Genomic DNA, 17,304 nt, shown 5'->3' on the forward strand with positions numbered 1-17,304 from the left:
CGGCAGGAATACCTTCAACCGAGATGCGCTGCGGCGAACTGCCGCAGCGCCCGGTAGCGGTGGCTGATCGCCGATTTCTCGGCCTTGTCGAGTTCGGCGAAGCTACGCGTCTCGCCGAGCGGCACGAAAACCGGGTCATAGCCGAACCCGCCGGCGCCGCGCGGTGCCGGGGCGATGCGCCCGCGGCACCAGCCGAGATAGGTGAAGGTCCGCCCTTCCGGTGTCGCGAGGCAAATCGCGGCGGCGAAGGCGGCGCGGTCATCCGCCCGGCTGGCGGCGATGATGTTCGCCATCGCCGCTTCATAGCCGCCCGCCTCCTGCGCAAATCGCGCCGAGCGCACGCCTGGCGCACCGCCGAGGGACGCGACCTCCAGCCCGGAATCATCCGCGATCGCCGGCAGGCCGCTCGCTTTTGCCGCCGCCAGCGCCTTGATCCGCGCATTGCCGGCGAAATCCGGCGCATCCTCCGCCGGCTCAGGCAGGCCGAGCGCGCCGGAGGATGCACAATCGAGCCCGTGCGGGGCCAGCAGCAGGGCGAATTCGGCGAGTTTGCCCGCATTGTGGGTGGCGATCACCACACGCTGGCCGCGTTCGAGCCGCATGGCCGCCTCAGGCCGCATCGAGGGCCGCGCGCTGGGCCGCGAAGAGTTCTGCGGTGCCCTTGCGGGCAAGGCCGAGCAGGGTGCCGAAGGTTGCCTCCTCGAAGGTGGCGCGCTCGGCGGTCGCCTGGATCTCGACGATGCCGCCCGTGCCGGTGAGGACGAAATTGGCATCCGCCTCGGCATTGGAATCCTCGGCGTAATCGAGGTCGAGCACCGGCACGCCCCCGAACACACCGCAGGACACCGCCGCAACCTGGCCAATCAGCGGGTCGGTCCCGATCACGTTCGCCTTGTGCAGCTTGCGGATCGCCAGCGCGAGCGCGACCCAGGCGCCGGTGATCGCGGCACAGCGTGTGCCGCCATCGGCGTTCAGCACGTCGCAATCGAGGGTGATGGTCATCTCGCCCAGCGCCGTGCGGTCGATCACCGCGCGCAGCGAGCGGCCGATCAGCCGCTGGATTTCCTGCGTGCGGCCGGATTGCTTGCCACGCGCCGCCTCGCGGTCGCCGCGGGTGTGGGTCGCGCGCGGCAGCATGCCGTATTCCGCCGTCACCCAGCCCTGGCCGGCACCGCGCAGGAAGCCCGGCACCCGGCCCTCCACGCTCGCCGCGCACAGCACCTCGGTGCCGCCCATGCGGATCAGTGCCGAGCCTTCGGCATGGTGGGAGAAGCCGGTGACGATCTCCACCTGGCGCAGCGCATCGGCCGCGCGGCCGCTCGGTCTCTTGATTTCGGGCATCGGTCCACTCCTGTCGGAAAAACGTGTCGCTTGATTTTCGCCCCGCGATACCCGACTCTGGCGCCATGGACCAGACATCCAAGCGTTCCTCCGCCCGCACCGGTCGGCCGAAGCCGGCGATCGGGCCGATGCGCCTGCCGCCGGGGCTCGATGAACGCTCCGCCGCGGTGCTGCGCGAAATCGTTGAACAATATGTCGAGACCGGCGAGCCGGTGGGCAGCCGCACGCTCTCGCGCCTGCTGCCGATGGGCCTGTCGCCGGCGACGATCCGCAACGTGATGGCGGACCTGACCGATGCCGGGCTGCTGTTCTCGCCGCACATCTCGGCCGGACGACTGCCCACCGAGCGCGGCTTGCGCCTGTTCGTCGACGGGTTGCTGCATTTCGGCGAATTGTCGGACGAGGAGCGCGAGCGGATCGAGGCCGCGCTCGCCCAGTCCGGCCGGTCGATCCAGGACACGCTGACCGAGGCCTCTGCCCTGCTCTCGGGCCTGTCGCAGGCGGCGGGGATCGTGCTGGCGCCGAAATCGGAAGGGGCGGTGAAGCATATCGAATTCGTGCCGCTGAGTTCCGGCCGCGCCCTCGTCGTGCTCGTCTCGGCGGATGGCCAGGTCGAGAACCGGGTGATCGAAACGCCGCCCGGCGTGCCGCCCTCGACGCTGCAGGAGGCGAGCAACTACCTCAATGCCCAGCTCTCCGGCCTGTCGCTTGGCGAATTGCGGGTTCGCGTCGCCGATGACATGAAGGCCGACCGCTCGGCGCTGGACGATCTCGCCGCCGGTATCGTCGAGGCCGGTCTCGCGACCTGGTCGGCCGAGGGCAGGGGCGGCTCGCTGATCGTGCGCGGCCAGGCGCGGCTGCTTGCCGATGTCGACCAACTGGAAAAACTCGCCTCCGTCCAGCAGCTCTTCGAGCGTCTGGAAGCGCAGGAGACGATGCTGAAGCTACTCGATCTCGCCGAGCGGTCCGACGGTGTGCGCATCTTCATCGGCGCCGAAAGCGGGCTGTTCGGCGCCTCCGGCATGTCGATGGTCGTCGCCCCGGCGCGCTCGCGCGACGACCGCATCGTGGGTGCGATCGGCGTGATCGGGCCGACGCGGATCAATTATGGGCGCATCATCCCGGTGGTGGACTATACCGCGCGGGTGATCGGGAGGCTGCTGGGATGAGGCGAATTGGGAAACGGCTGCCGCGTGGCGGCTTCAAGCGCAATGCGGCGGCGGCTTTCGGGCTGCTACTCCTGCCGGCCCTCGCACAGGCAGCGCCGCGCGTCATCCCCGTGCGCGATGCGCGCGCGGTCTATCGGGTGAGCCAGCCCGGCCGCCCCGAGCAGACCTGGGCGGTGCGGTTCGATGCGGCTGACGGCCTGGTGCGAGCGACCAGCCTGTCCGGCACGCCGATGCCGATGACCGTCCTGCTCGACCTTCACGACGGGCGGGCCCAGCTCGTGCTGACGCAGATGCACGCGCTGGTGAACGTTCCTGGCGTTGCCGGCGCCATGGCGCGGGTGATGGCGATGCAGGGCGCGCATTTCACCCCGCTGGGGCCGGCAACCATCGCCGGAATGCGCTGCACCCGCTACCTCGTCCTGCGGCGCAACGCCTCGGGCACCGCCTGCCTGACACCGGATGGCTTCGCCCTCGCCGCCGCGGGTGGCGACACACACGGGCATGTGAGCGTCGAGGCGCTGTCCTTGCGCCTTGCCCCGCAACCGGCGAGCGATTTCGCGCCGCCCGCCGGCTATTCGCAGGTCACCCTGCCGCCATCGATGCTGGCGGGGTTGCTCGGACAATAGAGCATCACCCGATCAGATGGAGTCATATGATCGAATAAAGATGCTCTGTTTCCAAATATGGTAGAGCACGACATCCGATCCGAACGGATCTGAAAGCGTTCCAAACTGCGACAGGATACGATTTCTTCGCCCGTTATTTTCATTACTCTCGTTTTTATTTCAAAAATGTTTGATCCAACATGGCAAGATACAGATTTTCCGTTGTCGCCTGTGCGCGCTGGGAGTCGCCATTCATCGTCGAGTGGCTGAACTACTACCGATCGATCGGCTTCGATCATGTGTTCCTCTACTGCAACGACGACGATCCAAGGGAACTCTACGGCACGTGTCTGCCGTTCGTTCTGGGCAATGATCCGTTCGTCACCTTCCGGCATTATCCGGTGCAGGGCGAGCAATTGCGGATGTACAGTCACTTCCTGCGGCACGACCGGGACCTGACCGAATGGGTCGGCTTCTTCGACATCGATGAATTTCTGCGCCTGCCGCCCGGCCTGACGATCGGGCAGTTCGTCGGCGGTATCGGCGCGCCGGCGGATTGCGTGCTGTTCAACTGGATCTTTTTCGGGCCGAACGGGCATCGGGACGCGCCAGGAGGCAGCATTCTCGGCGACTACACGCGTCGCCAGAAGATCATTCACCCGTTCACAAAATATGTGGCCCGGGCGGATGTGCTGACGGGATCGCAACTGCACGACGTCGCGACAGGGAATGGCTTCTGGCACAGCCCGATCAGCCATGTCGACGGTCCTGTTCGGGTTGTGAATGCGATCGGCGAGGACATGTCGCGCTATTACGAAGGGTTTCCCGAGGCGTCTGCGGCATTCGCCAACGATCCGGGCCGCAGCGCCGCCCTGCTCGCCACGGCGATGGTCCATCACTACGCATTCCGCACGGAAACCGCCTTTGTCGAACGGGCGAAGCGCGGCCTCGGCGGCGCGTTCGGCGACCAGACCATCTGGAGCGACCTCGCCGCCGGTGCTGGTTTCGCTTCGTTTCTGGCTGGTCTTCACGAGATCGAGGACCGCTCGCTCGCGCATTTCTGGCCGGATCTGCTCGGCAAGGCCCGTGCCACGACCATCCCGGTGACCGGCCAGCCCGGCCTGCCGGCGAGCCGGGGGAAGGTCGCGACCCAAAGCTCGATCTCGGCCTGGTCGGCGGGGTCGTCACCCGAAGCCGATGCGATCCGGGCGCTGAACGGCGTGATCGATGGCCGGGGCAAATTCCACACCGATCTCGACGATGTCCCGTGGTGGCGGGTCGATCTCGGCGCGGTTCACGGCATCAGCGCGGTCAAGCTGTTCAACCGCATGGAGTTGCCGGCCATCGCTGCGCGGGCGAACCGGCTCGCCATCGATATCGGCTTCGATCCGGACCGCCTCATCGAGGTGTTCCGCCGCGAGAGCGAAGCCCCGTTCGGCGGCGCCGATGGCCAGCCGCTGGTCTTCGCGCCCGCGATCCCCATCCCTGGCCGCTTCGTGCGGATTCGCCTGTTGGAGAAGAATTACCTGCACCTTGATCAGGTGGAGGTGTATGGCGAGGCGCTGCCGCTGGCCTCCCATCCCTGAAATCGGGGGTGGTTTCGGCGTGATTGCGGATGGCTGGCACATCGCGGATCGGGCGCGAACGCGATGGGCAGGGATGCTGGAGGCCGTCTCCCCGGACAAGGCAGGGTTGGCTGGCCGGTCGGGCCCGGTTTCGGCCGGTTCGGAAACAACCCTTGCCATGAACCCGGCTTTGCGCCATTGAGAGAGAATCAATGGGTTGATCCGCGGTGCGAAAAACTGCGTGGTCCCTCATCCACTGATAAACGGGCGCCGGCCGGGTCGCGACAGCGGGCCGTAATGCGCCGAACCGACTCGGCCAGGCTGCGGGCATGTCGCAGCCAGCCTACGAGACAAGGACCGATGACCGCGCTTTCCGTCGCACAATTCTCAAGCAGCGCCTGTCCATCCGGCGCTTCATGCGGCCAGCGCACCAGTCCTTGACCATGTTTCGAACAATCTTGCCCCAACATCCGCGCCCGCAGGCAGGTGACCCCACGGTCCCGCCGCCGGCGCGCAGGAGTTTTTCCCCAAATGACCAAGACCATGCTCATCGACGCCAGCCACGCGGAGGAAACCCGCGTGGTGGTGTTGGACAACAACCGCCTCGATGACTTCGATATCGAAACCGCCGACAAGAAGCAGATCAAGGGCAATATCTATCTTGCCAAGGTCATTCGCGTAGAGCCCAGCCTGCAGGCCGCCTTCGTCGAATATGGCGGCAACCGGCACGGCTTCCTCGCCTTCGCCGAAATCCACCCCGATTATTACCAGATCCCCGTTGCCGACCGGCAGAAGCTGCTCGAACTCGAAGCCGAGGAGGCCCGCCGCCGCGTCGAGGCCGAGGAGGCCGAGGATGCGCGGGAGGCGGCACTCGAAACCGGCCGCCCGCCCCAGGTCACCGAAATCCCGATCGCCGATGCGCCGCCCGCTTCAGCAGGTGACGATACCGAAACCGCATCCGGCGATACCGAAGAGGCCGCGCCGCAGCCGCAGGACGCCGGTTCCGCAGACATGCAGGACGCCGAGCCGGCCGAGCCGACCGAAGGCGTCGCCACCGATGCCGCCGCCCCCGAGCAGATCGGCGGTGATGACGGGGTCGACGGCGCGGAAGAGGCGCGGGAGCGCCGGCGTGCCCGCGCCCTGCGTTCCTACAAGATCCAGGAAGTGATCCATCGCCGCCAGATCATTCTGGTGCAGGTGGTCAAGGAGGAGCGCGGCTCGAAGGGCGCCGCGCTGACGACCTACATTTCGCTGGCCGGCCGTTTTTCCGTGCTGATGCCGAATTCGCCCAATGGCGGCGGCGTTTCGCGCAAGATCACCTCGCTGGCGGATCGCCGGCGGCTCAAGGAAGCGGTGTCCGAGCTGGACGTGCCCCATGGCATGGGCATGATCGTCCGTACCGCGGGCGCCAACCGGCCGAAGCCGGAAATCAAGCGCGATGGCGAATACCTGCTGCGGCTGTGGGACGATATCCGCGAGCGCACCCTGGCCTCGATCGCACCCGCGCTGGTGTATGAGGAAGCCTCGCTGATCAAGCGGACCATCCGCGACGTCTATACCCGCGATGTGGACCAGGTGCTGATCGAGGGCGAGGAGGGCTTCCGCTCCGCGCGCGATTTCATGCGGATGCTGATGCCGACGCATGTGAAGAAGGTTCAGCAATGGAGCGAGCGGCAGCCGCTCTTCGCCCGCCACAATGTCGAGCAGATGCTCGATCAGATGTTCCAGCCGACGGTGCAGCTCAAATCGGGCGGCTATCTGGTCATCAACCAGACCGAGGCGCTGGTCGCGATCGACGTGAACTCCGGGCGGTCGACGCGCGAGCGCAATATCGAGGATACCGCGCTGCGCACCAATCTGGAAGCGGCCGACGAAGTGGCGCGGCAGCTGCGCCTGCGCGACCTTGCAGGGCTGATCGTCGTCGATTTCATCGACATGGAGACCCGCAAGCACAATGCGATGGTCGAGCGCCGGCTGAAGGATGCGCTGAAGAACGACCGCGCGCGCATCCAGGTCGGCAGCATCAGCCATTTCGGCCTGCTGGAGATGAGCCGCCAGCGGCTCCGGCCGTCGCTGGCCGAGACCATGCTGATCCCGTGCCCGCATTGCCAGGGTGTCGGCCATGTCCGCAGCACGGCGAGCACGGCGCTGGCGGTACTGCGCGCGATCGAGGACGAGGCGGCCGGCCGCGCCGCCGAGCTGCTGGTGCACCTCACACCGGATGTCGCGCTCTATATCTTCAACCACAAGCGCGCCCAGCTGGCCGCCATCGAGGCGCGCTTCGGCATGCAGGTCGCCTTCGTGGCCGATGGCACGGTACCTGCCACCTTCAAGATCGAGAAGGTGAGGACGCACGCCGCATCGCGGCCGCAGGAAGCGCCGGTCGCCGCACAAAGCGCGCCGGTCGTCGAGACCGAGGAGGTTGAGGCCGAGGCCGAGGCGCCGGATCAGGGCGATGAGGCCGAGGCGCCGGTCGCCGACGCCGCCGGCAAGGCCGCAGCGGACGATGGCGAGCGCCGCCGCCGTCGCCGCCGCCGCCGCCGTGGCGGGCGGCGCGAGGAGCAGCCCGTGCTGCCCGGCGCCGAACAGCCGGACATGACCGAGATGCCGGCTGAATTCGCCGTGCGGCTTGACGAGACGCTGGGCCAGGACCGGGGCCGGCGCCGGGCGATGCGGGATGCCGTGCCCGAAACCATGACCGAAACCATGACCGAAACCATGCCAGCGCCTGTGTCGGAGAGCGATCAAGAAGCCGCGCCCAAAAACGCACAGGAAAACGCACAGGCAACCGTGGCGGAGTCGGCACAGGCCTCCGCGCCCGAGCCGGAAGCGGAACCCGAAGCCGCAATCCCAGCTTCGGCGAATGTGGTGGAATCGCTCCCGGAAGAGGCCGCAGCGTCGGCCGAGCCGCAGGCGAAGCCGAAGCGCCGCGCCGCCGCCACCCGCACCCCGGCAAAGACGCCGCGTCCCCGCCGCACAAAGGCGAAGGAGGCCGCATCCCCCGAGCCACAGGAGCCGGTCTTCACCGACATCGCGGATATTTTCGAAGCGGCGGAGAGGGCTGAAGCCGCCGCGCCGAAACCCGCCCGCCGGCCCCGGCGGACCCGTGCCACGAGTGCAGCGGAAACCGCTTCATCCGAGCCCAGCGCCGGAACCGAAGCCGCTGCTGCGGCGGAAAACGGTCTCGCCCTCGCCGCACCCGAGGCGCCCGCACCTGAGGCAGCAATGGCCGCCGATCAGGCAGCCGAGGCGCCGCGCGGCCCGGCGGTCCAGCCGGTCGTGATCGGCGCCAGCGAAGCCGCACCCGCCCAGCGCAAGCGCGGCTGGTGGAAACGCCCGGCCTGACCACGCCGAAACCGGCCGGCTCCCCAACCAGAGCATCCTTATCCGATCAGATGAATCCCATCTGATCGGATGATGCTCTGGTTATCAAAAAGATAGAGCGCTGTATCCGATCCCTTAGAGCACTTTCCGATCCTTTCGGATCGGATGTAGTGCTCTATCATATTGATAAATAGAGCATCTTTATCCGATCAGATGATTCCATCTGATCGGATGATGCTCTAGGATCGGAACGTGCTCCAGGGGAGCCGGCCTTATTTCACGCCTGGTGCGGTGCCGGGTGCGGAATTGCGTTTCGACCTGACGGCGTCGTAGCGAGCGATATTCCTGCGCTGCTCCGCGAAGGTGCGCGCGAAGACATGCCCGCCGGTGCCAGTTGCAACGAAATAAAGCGCGTCGGTCGTCGCCGGATGCAGCACGGCGCTGATCGCGGCAAGTCCTGGCGCGCAGATCGGGCCGGGCGGCAGTCCCTTGTGGCGATAGGTGTTGTAGGGGCTTGCCGTGGCGAGATCCCGCTCATCGACCCGGTGGGGAAGGGCGGTCGCAGCCCCCTTGGTCACGGCGTAGATCACCGTGGGGTCGGCCTGCAGCTTCATTCCCCTGGCCAGCCGGTTCTCATAGACCCCGGCGATTTTCGGCAACTCGGCGGCAAGCGGCGTTTCAAGCTGCACGATCGAGGCAAGGATCAGCGCCTGCCGTTTCGTCGCCACCGGCAGGCCGGGCGCGCGGGTGGCCCATTCCTTTACCAGCGCCGCCTGCATCGCCGCCTGCATGCGTGCGACGATGGCAGCGCGCGCCGTGCCATAGGTATAGTCGTAGGTTTGCGGCAGCACGCTGCCTTCGGGCGGCGGCGACACCTGGCCGGTTGCGTGCGGCAGGGCGTTCAGGATCGCCGCGATCCGAGCCGATGTCAGCCCCTCGGGAATCGTCGCCTTGAACTGGATTTCCGGTGCGAAGCGCAGCGTGTGCAGCACGGCGCGCAGGCTGGCATGATCGGTAAAGCGGAAATCGCCGGAACGGATGGGGCCCTGGCCGCGTGTCAGAAAGGCGGCGATCTCGAATAATCGCGCCGAGCGTATGGCCTTCTCGCGCGCCAGCAGCCTCGCCACCTGATGCGTGCCGCCGGGGGGGATAAAAATGTCGGAAGTGACAGGCAGCGGGCCCGGGCCGTCATAGAGCTGACTGGCCGCCATTCTGCCCATCTGCAGCAACACCAGCACGGTGAGCAGCAGAAGGATCAGGCGCCACGGGCCGCGCATGCGAAGGAAAGCCTGGCTCAGCCAGGCTTGCGGAACAGGATCGATGCGTTGGTGCCGCCGAAGCCGAAGCTGTTGGATAGCACGATATCGATCTTGCGCTGCTGTGCTGTGTGGGCCACGCGGTCGATCACGCTGGCGCGGCTCGGCTCGTCGAGGTTGAGGGTCGGCGGGGCGACGCCATCGCGCAACGCGAGGATGGAGAAGATCGCCTCGACCGCGCCGGCAGCACCGAGCAGATGGCCGGTCGCCGATTTGGTGGACGACATTGCCACGTTCCGCGCCGCATCGCCGAACAGGTTCTCGACCGCTTCGAGTTCCAGATCGTCGCCCATCGGCGTCGATGTGCCATGGGCATTGATGTAGTCGACATCGGCGGCAGTGAGCCCGCCCGATTTCAGCGCCGCCTTCATCGCGCGGAACGCGCCGTCGTGATGCGGAGCGGGGGCGGTGATGTGATGCGCATCGCCGGACATGCCGTAGCCGGCGATCTCGGCGTAGATCTTGGCGCCGCGCTTCTTGGCGTGCTCGTATTCCTCGAGGAACAGCACACCCGCGCCTTCGCCCATCACGAACCCGTCGCGATCCTTGTCCCACGGGCGGGACGCGGCCTTGGGGTTGTCGTTGAAGGCGGTGGACAGCGCGCGGGAGGCGCAGAACCCGGCAATCCCGATCTCGCAGACCGCCCCTTCGGCGCCGCCGGCGAGCATGATGTCGGCATCGCCGAGGGCGATCAGCCGCGCCGCGTCGCCAACCGCGTGAACCCCGGTGGCGCAGGCGGTGACGGCGGAATGGTTCGGCCCCTTCAGACCGAACCGGATCGAGACATGGCCGGAGACGAGGTTGACCAGGGCGGACGGAATGAAGAAGGGCGACAGGCGGCGCGCCCGGCCTTCATGAACCATGATCGAAGCATCGTAGATGGTCTGCAGCCCGCCGATACCGGAGCCGATCATCACGCCAGCGGCATAGCTGTCCTCGTCCGTCGCGGGGGTCCAGCCGGAATCTTCCATCGCCTCGACGGATGCCGCCATCCCGAGATGGATGAAGCGATCCATCTTCTTCTGCTCTTTCGGCGGGATCCACTCGTTGAGATCGAACCCGCCATCCGCCCGCGACCCCGCGGGCAGTTCGCCCGCGACCTTGCAGGGCAGATCCGCCGGGTCGAACCTGGTTATCGGACCGATGCCCGATTCCCCGGCAATCAAACGCCGCCAGACATGCTCGACCCCGACGCCCAGAGGGCTCGCGATCCCCATGCCTGTCACCACGACCCGACGCATGCTCATGTTCCGTCCGACACCTGACTTATTCGGCTTTCTTCTTTTCGATGTAGTCGATCGCGTCCTTGACGGTGCCGATCTTCTCGGCCGCGTCCTCGGGGATCTCCACACCGAAGGCTTCCTCGAAAGCCATGACCAGCTCGACCGTATCGAGGCTGTCAGCGCCCAGATCGTCGATGAAGGAGGCTTCCGGCGTCACCTTTGCCTCGTCCACGCCGAGGTGCTCGACGACAATCTTCTTCACTTTTTCGGCGACTTCACTCATCGAATTCATGCTCCTGTAGAGATCGTTGGGCGATATGTACCGGCGGCATCGACCATCCCGCCTCCGGTCGTATGGATAACACGCAATATTCGTGGCGCACGAGGCCGGCTCCACGATCATTGCCAAAGTCCGGCGCGCTTAGCATGGTTCGCCCGGTCGCGCCAACCGCAGCTCAGATCATGGCCATGCCACCGTTCACATGCATGATTGCACCGGTGACCCAGGCGGCGGCATCCGACGCCAGATAGGCCACGGCGGCGGCGACGTCCTGCGGCCTGCCGAGGCGGCCGAGCGGGATCTTTTCGGCCAGTGCGCCACGCTGCGCCTCGCTCAGCGCATCCGTCATCGCGGTTTCGATGAAGCCCGGCGCCACGAGATTGACGGTGATGTTGCGCGAGGCGACTTCCTGCGCCATCGATTTCGTCATCCCGATCAGCCCGGCCTTGGCCGCGGCATAGTTGACCTGGCCGGGATTGCCGGTGCTGCCGACGATGCTGCCGATATTGATGATGCGCCCGGCGCGCCGGCGCATCATGCCCTTCATCACCGCGCGCGACAGGCGGAACGGGGCGGCGAGATCGACATCCATCACCTGGTTCCAGGCCTCGTCGGACATGCGCAGCACGAGGCCGTCGCGGGTCAGGCCGGCATTGTTCACCAGGATGTCGATGTGCCCTAGCGCCGATTCGGCGGCGCCGATCAGCGCCTCCGCCGCCTTGGGGTCGGAGAGGTCGGCGGGGCAGACATGAGCGCGCTCGCCAAGCTCGGCCGCGAGCGCGGCCAGGGCGGATTCGCGGGTGCCGGAGAGTGCGACAGCGGCACCCAGCCCGTGCAGCGTGCGCGCGATGGCGGCGCCGATGCCGCCCGAGGCGCCGGTGACGAGAGCGGTGCGTCCGGCCAGCGAGAAAAGATCAGCCGACATGTTTGACGAGCTCCTCGAGTTCGGCCGGCGTGCCGCAGGACATGGCCTCGGCATCGGGGGCGATGCGCCGCGCAAGACCGGAGAGCACCTTGCCCGCGCCGAGTTCGACGAAGCGGGTGACGCCGAGGCCCGTCATCGTGCCGACCGATTCGCGCCAGCGGACCGGCGCGGTCACCTGCTCGACCAGCCGTGCGGCGATCTCCGCCGGGTCGGTGACCTTCGCCGCGGTGACATTGGCGATCAGCGGAACGACCGGCGCCCTCAGGGTCACGCCGGCCAGCGCCTCGCGCATCGTCTCGGCGGCGGGGGCCATCAGCGCGCAGTGAAACGGCGCCGAAACCGGCAGCTTCAGGGCGCGCTTGATGCCCTGCGCGCGGGCGATCTCGATGGCCCGGTCGACCGCCGCGGCGGCGCCGGAAATCACCACCTGGCCGCCGCCATTGTCATTCGCGACCGAGACGACCTGCCGCCCCTCCGGCCCTTCGGCCGCCGCGGCGCAGATCTGCTCGGCAGCGTCGCGCTCGACGCCGAGGAGCGCCGCCATGGCGCCCTCGCCGGGCGGCACCGCCTGCTGCATCGCGGTGCCACGAATGCGCAGCAGGCGCGCGGCATCGGCGATCCCGAACGTGCCGGCGGCCGCGAGTGCCGAATATTCGCCGAGCGAATGGCCGGCGACCACCGCCGCGCGATTGCCGAGCACAATGCCGGCTTCCTTCTCAAGGCAGCGCAGCACCGCCATCGACATCGCCATGAGGGCGGGCTGGGCGTTCTCGGTGAGGGTGAGTTCCTCAGCCGGGCCCTCGAACATCAGCCGGGAGAGCTTCTGCTTGAGAACCTCGTCCACTTCCTGGAATACCTCGCGCGCCGGCGCGAAGGCGGCAGCCAGGTCGCGCCCCATGCCCACGGCCTGGCTGCCCTGTCCTGGAAAGATGAAGGCGTTCACCGCCATATTCCGTTTCTCCTGTCGTCCCGGCGACGCGGTCGGCATGGCCCTGCCGGCCCTGAATATCCCGCAATCGCGTGCTCTGACGCTGGCGCGGGGTAGATGCAGGGCGCGCGCAAGTCAATCTTTCGTAATCCGCTGGCAGGCACGATTGTTCAGAAATGTCGCTGGAACACCCGTATCACGTCGCCCGGTGCTACCAGCGCCGAAACCGGCGCGCGATAGTCATGCGGCACGCCGCCGGTCATCCGGATCACGCCGACCTGCGATTCCACCGCCCGATAGGTGAAGCCGCCCGCGCGCGAGACCGCGGCAAGCACGGTCATGCCGGGCTCGAACGGATACTGGTCGGGCCGGTTCACCTCGCCCAGGATCGAGAATGGCCGGTAGTGCCGCACCTCCACCGCGACGGCGGGATGGCGCAGGATGCCGCGCGCGACCAGCGTTTGCGCGATGGCGTGGCCCAGCATCGCCGTGCTCCGCCCTGCCGCGCGCACCGGCCCGGCAAGCGGCAGTTCGATCATGCCCGAGGCATCGACGTCATATGTCGCGGTGAGCTGCGGCTGGCCGAACACGATCACCCGCAGCCGGTCTCCCGGGCCAAGCCGGTAGACGTCGGCCGTCGTCGTCGGCAGTTCCGGCAGGCGCGTCCATGCCGCGCAGCCGGACAGGGCCGGGACGACGATCCCGCCCAGCGCGGTGGCAAGCAGGCGGCGGCGGGTGACGCGGCGAAATTCCGGCATGATATTCAACCTTGAAATGATTTGATATTCATAATACAACTTTAAATAGATAATGCTGGATTGCCTGCGAGAATGCACAGGCGCGCGCTCGCTTTGCAACAATGGATGAGGCTTCCCGATGACAGGCCAGTCCCAGAGATGAGCGCCGCGGCAGACCCGCAAGGCCGCGCCCGGCCGGCAAGAGCCCCGGATGATCCGCTCGACGCGCTGCGTGCCGTCCGCCGGCACTGGCGGCTGGCGGCCCTGGTCGCCCTGGGCCTGCCGCTGCTGTCGTTGATTGCGCTATGGCGCATGACGCCGGTCTATACTGCGACCGGCGTGCTGCTCTACGACCCGATCGGTTTCAATCAGAAGCTGCTGCGGGACGTGGTCGAGACGGCGCCGGTGACCGACATGCTGATGGCAAGCCAGGTCGCCATCCTGAAAAGTCCGCAGGTGATGCGGCACGTCCTCCGCCGGATCGGCGCCGGCCCGCATCCGCCGCGCGCCCCGGAGCCGGGCTTTCCGTCCATGCTGCGGCGCTGGTTCGGCCCCGGCCTTGCGTCTTCCCGCCTTGCGTCCCGGCCGGTCGCCCCAGCCGCCCTCGACGATGACCTGGCCGCCCGGTTCCGCATCGAAATCCCTGCAAGTTCGCAACTGATCGACGTCTCCTACACCGGCCACGACCCGCGCCGCGCTGCCCGGGCGGTGAACGCCGCCATGGCCGCCTATCTCGACCGCGAGCGGAGTGACCGGCTGCAAGTGCTGCACCGGGCGCGGCTCTGGTTGCGGCGGCGGGCGCGGGCGACTTCATCCCGCCTCGAATCGCTCGATGTCGCGATCGCGCTGGAGCGCGCGCACAGCGGCACCGAGCGCGGGGCCGGCACGGCGTCGCTGACCCATGAGCAGGCGGGACAGCTCACCGCCAGCCTCGCCGCCGCCCAGGCCGATCTCGCGGCGGCGCGGGCCCGGCTCGTGGCATTGCAGGGGAGCAGCGAGGCCGCCACCGCCGCCGAAGTGGCGCCGGAGATCGGGCCGATGCGCGCGCGTGCTGCCGATCTCGCGGCAAGGCTGCGCGCGCTCGCCAGCACCGAGGGGCCGAACAATCCCGAATATCGCGCCGCCGCCCGGGCGCTCGCGGCGCTGCGCGGACAGATCGGGGCGGAAATCGGGCGGTTCGTGGCCGCGGACCGGATGCGCGCCGCCGCCGATGCGGCGCGCGTCGCCAGTCTCCAATCTGCCATTGCCCGCGTGCGCGGCAAGGCGGCGGCGCAGGCGGTGGTGGCAGCACCCCTCGCGCGCCTCGAAGAGCAGCGCGAGGCCGAGAGCAGCTTGCTGCGCGCGGAGACCGAGCAGATCGGCGCGCTCGAAAGCCGCAGGGCCCTGACGCGGCCGAGCGCGCGGATCATCACCCCCGCCATGCCGCCGCTGCACGCGAGCGGCCCGCGCGGCGTGGCCATCCTGTCCGGCGCGGTCCTGCTCGGCCTCTGCCTCGGCCTGCTGGCGGCGCTGGCGGCGGATTCGCTGAACGGCAGTTTCCGATCCGGCGGGCAGGTGCGCGAGGCGCTGGGCCTGCCCTGCATGGCGCTGGTGCCCGAGATCGCGCGGCGGACGCGGCGCGGCCTCGCGGTGCCCGACTATGCCCGCCGGTATCCGTTTTCCGCCTTCGCCGAACAGATCCGGGCCCTGCGCACCGGCCTCTGGCTGGCGCAAGGCGCGCCGCGCAGCCTCGCGATCACGGCGGCGCGGCCGGGCGAGGGCAAGACGACGCTTTCCGTCAGCCTCGCCCTCTCGATGGCGGCCAGCGGGGCGCGCATCCTGCTGATCGACTGCGATATCCGCCAGCCGAGCCTCGACATGGTCTTTGGCCTTGGCGGCCTTCCCGGCCTGACCGACCATCTCGCCGGGCGCGTTGCGCTGGAGGCGGCGATCCACCGCCCCGCCATCGAGGATGACGACGCCGTTCCCGACGTCATGCCGGCCGGGGCGGTGCCGCGCGAGGCGCTGGCCTTGTTCATGTCCGACCGGCTCGGTCTTCTGATGGACGAACTTCACCGGCGCTACGACCTCGTGATCCTCGACCTCCCGCCGGTCTTCGCCCTGGCCGAGGCGCAGGTGCTCGCCCGCGCCGCCGCGGCCGTGCTGCTGTGCATCCGCTGGGGGCAGACCCCCCGGCGGACCGTGACGGCGGCGATGGCGCTGCTGGCACAGCCGGGGCTGCGTATCCAGGGCGCGGTGCTCACCCGGGTCGACGGCGCGCGCCACGCCCGCTCCGGATTTCCCGATGCCGAGCTCTATCATCCGCGCTATGGCGGCTATTTCCGCTCCTGACGCCCAAGGCCGGACGCGCACCGCCCGGCGGGCGGACCTCCTGCTGTGCGGGGGCGGGGCGCTCATGCTGCTCTGGCCGGCGCTGGAAAACGGATATCCGCTGATCTTCTCGGATACCGGAACCTATATCTCGCAGGTTCTCGAGCTGCATCTCGGCTGGGATCGGCCGCCATTCTACAGCCTGCTGGTGATCGTCGCCGGGCTGGGGCGGTCGCTCTGGCCGGTGATCATCGTGCAGGCGCTGGCCGCCGCCTGGCTGGTCCGCGCCATCCATCGCCAGCTCGCGCCCGCCGCCGGCGCGCTCGAAACCGGCGTGCTGCTCGCGGGCCTTGCCGCCGGAACCTCGCTGTCCTGGACCGCGTCGCAAGTGATGCCGGACATCTTCACGCCGCTGATGGTGCTCGCCTTCGCCGGCCTCGTGCTCGATCCCGCCGCGAAGACCGCGGGTGCCGGCCACGCGCTGGCGATCGGCGCCGCGATCGTCGTGCATCTGAGCAACATGCCGATCTATGCCGGGCTCTGCCTTGCGGTCCTGCCGCTGCGCTGTCTGCGCCACCGGGTCCGCTGGCGGGTGCTGCTGCTGCCGTTCCTGCTCGGCGTTGCATGCCTGACGGCGGTCAACACGCTGGCGCGCGGCAGCCCCTCGCCCTCGCCCTATGGCGCGACCTTCCTCCTCGCCCGGCTGATCGAGAACGGGCCGGCGCGCGCGACGCTTGCGGCCGATTGTCCGCGCGCGGGCTGGGCGCTCTGCGCCTATCGCGACGACATGCCGCGCACCGCCGATGCGTTTCTCTGGCGGGCCGACAGTCCGCTCTACCGCGCCGGCGGTCCGCGCCGTCTTGTCGCGCAGACGGATGCGATCGTCGACCGGACGCTCGCCTCGCATCCGCGCGCCGTGCTGCGCGCGGCGGGGCGGGATTTTGCCCTGCAACTCGTCACCTTCGCGCCGGGCAGCGGCCTGCGCCCCTGGTATGCGACCGCCTGGCAAACGATCCGGCGCGACCTGCCGCGCCCGGCCTATGAAAGCTATGTCGCCAGCCGCCAGGCGCGCGGGCGAATGGTCGTCCCGCCTTTCCTTGCCGCGCTCATGCGCCTGCTCGCCGCTGGCGGCATGGCGGCGACCGCGCTGTTCGCGCTGTTCACGCTCTTCGCCGTTTCACGCCGCGACATCGGCGAGGCGGCGCGATCGCTGGGTTTGCTCTGCTGGATCGTCCTGCTCGCGCTGGCGGGCAACGCGGCGGTGACGGGCGCGCTCTCCGGCCCCCATGCCCGCTACCAGAGCCGGGTTGTCTGGCTTGCGGTGCTCTCCGGCTGGCTGGTGCTGCGGCAGGTTCAGGCCGGGTGCCGGTCCCGCCCGACCAGCAGCACGAAATAGAGTCTCAGCCGGCCGAAGCCGAGCCGGCGCCGCCAGTCGATCATGTGGGTCGGGCGATGGCGCATCCCGAAATGCAGCTCGATCGCGCGGAGCTGGGCGTCGGAAAAACTGACCGCGAGCTCACGCGGCAGCGCGTCGAGAAACCGGCCGAGCGGGGCCGAATGGTCTGGCGCGGCCATGGCCGC

The 17,304-nt window shown here is 68.4% G+C and carries 15 protein-coding genes; 6 read left to right on the forward strand and 9 right to left on the reverse strand.

What is annotated here, in order from left to right:
- Positions 1–14 precede the first annotated feature (14 nt).
- Together rdgB and rph are read right to left on the reverse strand one after the other, a co-directional pair.
- Complete coding sequence (gene rdgB, locus HUW10_RS15835) at positions 15–602, reverse strand: RdgB/HAM1 family non-canonical purine NTP pyrophosphatase (protein ID WP_174504358.1); 588 nt, start codon at positions 600–602, stop codon at positions 15–17.
- A 7-nt stretch (positions 603–609) separates the two neighbouring features.
- A complete protein-coding gene (gene rph / locus HUW10_RS15840) occupies positions 610–1,341 on the reverse strand; it encodes a ribonuclease PH (protein ID WP_174504359.1) in 732 nt (243 codons plus the stop codon).
- A gap of 65 nt (positions 1,342–1,406) precedes the next feature.
- On the opposite strand from rph, the gene hrcA reads away from it, so the two are divergent.
- The 4 genes from hrcA (at position 1,407) to HUW10_RS15860 (ending at position 8,025) form a co-directional block, all read left to right on the forward strand.
- Positions 1,407–2,510: a heat-inducible transcriptional repressor HrcA gene (hrcA, locus tag HUW10_RS15845; protein ID WP_174504360.1), complete on the forward strand. Its 1,104-nt coding sequence runs from the start codon at positions 1,407–1,409 to the stop codon at positions 2,508–2,510.
- A complete protein-coding gene (locus tag HUW10_RS15850) occupies positions 2,507–3,136 on the forward strand; it encodes a hypothetical protein (RefSeq protein ID WP_236656447.1) in 630 nt (209 codons plus the stop codon). Before hrcA ends, HUW10_RS15850 begins: the two co-directional genes overlap by 4 nt.
- 179 nt (positions 3,137–3,315) lie before the next feature.
- Entirely contained in the window at positions 3,316–4,701 is a 1,386-nt protein-coding gene (locus HUW10_RS15855; RefSeq protein ID WP_174504361.1) for a glycosyltransferase family 2 protein, read from the forward strand.
- Between the two features lie 510 nt (positions 4,702–5,211).
- Positions 5,212–8,025, forward strand: a complete 2,814-nt coding sequence (locus HUW10_RS15860; RefSeq protein WP_174504362.1) for a ribonuclease E/G — start codon at positions 5,212–5,214, stop codon at positions 8,023–8,025.
- A gap of 251 nt (positions 8,026–8,276) precedes the next feature.
- Here the strand turns inward: HUW10_RS15860 and mltG are convergent, their stop codons facing one another.
- From mltG to HUW10_RS15890, 6 genes are all read right to left on the reverse strand, one after another.
- On the reverse strand, positions 8,277–9,281 hold the full coding sequence (gene mltG / locus HUW10_RS15865; RefSeq protein WP_174504363.1) for an endolytic transglycosylase MltG: 1,005 nt from the start codon (positions 9,279–9,281) through the stop codon (positions 8,277–8,279).
- 17 nt (positions 9,282–9,298) lie between these two features.
- A complete protein-coding gene (gene fabF / locus HUW10_RS15870) occupies positions 9,299–10,567 on the reverse strand; it encodes a beta-ketoacyl-ACP synthase II (RefSeq protein WP_174504364.1) in 1,269 nt (422 codons plus the stop codon).
- Between the two features lie 19 nt (positions 10,568–10,586).
- The gene (locus tag HUW10_RS15875) at positions 10,587–10,826 is read right to left on the reverse strand and encodes an acyl carrier protein (RefSeq protein ID WP_007422686.1); all 240 of its coding nucleotides are present in this window, start codon (positions 10,824–10,826) and stop codon (positions 10,587–10,589) included.
- A gap of 172 nt (positions 10,827–10,998) precedes the next feature.
- Positions 10,999–11,748, reverse strand: a complete 750-nt coding sequence (gene fabG, locus HUW10_RS15880) for a 3-oxoacyl-[acyl-carrier-protein] reductase (protein WP_174504365.1) — start codon at positions 11,746–11,748, stop codon at positions 10,999–11,001.
- Complete coding sequence (fabD, locus tag HUW10_RS15885) at positions 11,738–12,697, reverse strand: ACP S-malonyltransferase (RefSeq protein WP_174504366.1); 960 nt, start codon at positions 12,695–12,697, stop codon at positions 11,738–11,740. The genes fabG and fabD overlap by 11 nt, the downstream gene beginning before the upstream one ends.
- Positions 12,698–12,846: 149 nt before the next feature.
- Entirely contained in the window at positions 12,847–13,434 is a 588-nt protein-coding gene (locus HUW10_RS15890; protein WP_174504367.1) for a polysaccharide biosynthesis/export family protein, read from the reverse strand.
- A gap of 138 nt (positions 13,435–13,572) precedes the next feature.
- Between HUW10_RS15890 and HUW10_RS15895 the strand changes: the two genes are divergently transcribed.
- Together HUW10_RS15895 and HUW10_RS15900 are read left to right on the forward strand one after the other, a co-directional pair.
- Positions 13,573–15,744: a polysaccharide biosynthesis tyrosine autokinase gene (locus HUW10_RS15895; protein ID WP_174504368.1), complete on the forward strand. Its 2,172-nt coding sequence runs from the start codon at positions 13,573–13,575 to the stop codon at positions 15,742–15,744.
- Positions 15,698–17,119 carry a hypothetical protein gene (locus HUW10_RS15900; RefSeq protein WP_236656448.1) on the forward strand — a complete coding sequence of 474 codons (1,422 nt, stop codon included), beginning with the start codon at positions 15,698–15,700 and terminating at the stop codon, positions 17,117–17,119. Before HUW10_RS15895 ends, HUW10_RS15900 begins: the two co-directional genes overlap by 47 nt.
- Here the strand turns inward: HUW10_RS15900 and HUW10_RS15905 are convergent.
- Positions 17,077–17,298 (reverse strand): hypothetical protein, encoded by a 222-nt coding sequence (locus HUW10_RS15905; RefSeq protein ID WP_174504369.1) that lies wholly within the window; start codon positions 17,296–17,298, stop codon positions 17,077–17,079. The genes HUW10_RS15900 and HUW10_RS15905 overlap by 43 nt on opposite strands.
- Between the last annotated feature and the right edge of the window lie 6 nt (positions 17,299–17,304).

Source organism: Acidiphilium sp. C61, assembly GCF_905116885.1.
Classification (GTDB): Bacteria; Pseudomonadota; Alphaproteobacteria; order Acetobacterales; family Acetobacteraceae; genus Acidiphilium.

What these genes read in the sequence shown, in the direction of transcription:
- rdgB (WP_174504358.1), bottom strand. Translation starts at nt 602, where the DNA reads ATGCGGCTCGAACGCGGCCAGCGTGTGGTGATCGCCACCCACAATGCG.
- HUW10_RS15905 (WP_174504369.1), bottom strand. Translation starts at nt 17,298, where the DNA reads ATGGCCGCGCCAGACCATTCGGCCCCGCTCGGCCGGTTTCTCGACGCG.
- HUW10_RS15890 (WP_174504367.1), bottom strand. Translation starts at nt 13,434, where the DNA reads ATGCCGGAATTTCGCCGCGTCACCCGCCGCCGCCTGCTTGCCACCGCG.
- HUW10_RS15900 (WP_236656448.1), top strand. Translation starts at nt 15,698, where the DNA reads ATGCCGAGCTCTATCATCCGCGCTATGGCGGCTATTTCCGCTCCTGAC.
- mltG (WP_174504363.1), bottom strand. Translation starts at nt 9,281, where the DNA reads ATGCGCGGCCCGTGGCGCCTGATCCTTCTGCTGCTCACCGTGCTGGTG.
- fabG (WP_174504365.1), bottom strand. Translation starts at nt 11,748, where the DNA reads ATGTCGGCTGATCTTTTCTCGCTGGCCGGACGCACCGCTCTCGTCACC.
- HUW10_RS15860 (WP_174504362.1), top strand. Translation starts at nt 5,212, where the DNA reads ATGACCAAGACCATGCTCATCGACGCCAGCCACGCGGAGGAAACCCGC.
- hrcA (WP_174504360.1), top strand. Translation starts at nt 1,407, where the DNA reads ATGGACCAGACATCCAAGCGTTCCTCCGCCCGCACCGGTCGGCCGAAG.
- rph (WP_174504359.1), bottom strand. Translation starts at nt 1,341, where the DNA reads ATGCCCGAAATCAAGAGACCGAGCGGCCGCGCGGCCGATGCGCTGCGC.
- fabF (WP_174504364.1), bottom strand. Translation starts at nt 10,567, where the DNA reads ATGAGCATGCGTCGGGTCGTGGTGACAGGCATGGGGATCGCGAGCCCT.
- HUW10_RS15850 (WP_236656447.1), top strand. Translation starts at nt 2,507, where the DNA reads ATGAGGCGAATTGGGAAACGGCTGCCGCGTGGCGGCTTCAAGCGCAAT.
- HUW10_RS15895 (WP_174504368.1), top strand. Translation starts at nt 13,573, where the DNA reads ATGAGCGCCGCGGCAGACCCGCAAGGCCGCGCCCGGCCGGCAAGAGCC.
- fabD (WP_174504366.1), bottom strand. Translation starts at nt 12,697, where the DNA reads ATGGCGGTGAACGCCTTCATCTTTCCAGGACAGGGCAGCCAGGCCGTG.
- HUW10_RS15855 (WP_174504361.1), top strand. Translation starts at nt 3,316, where the DNA reads ATGGCAAGATACAGATTTTCCGTTGTCGCCTGTGCGCGCTGGGAGTCG.
- HUW10_RS15875 (WP_007422686.1), bottom strand. Translation starts at nt 10,826, where the DNA reads ATGAGTGAAGTCGCCGAAAAAGTGAAGAAGATTGTCGTCGAGCACCTC.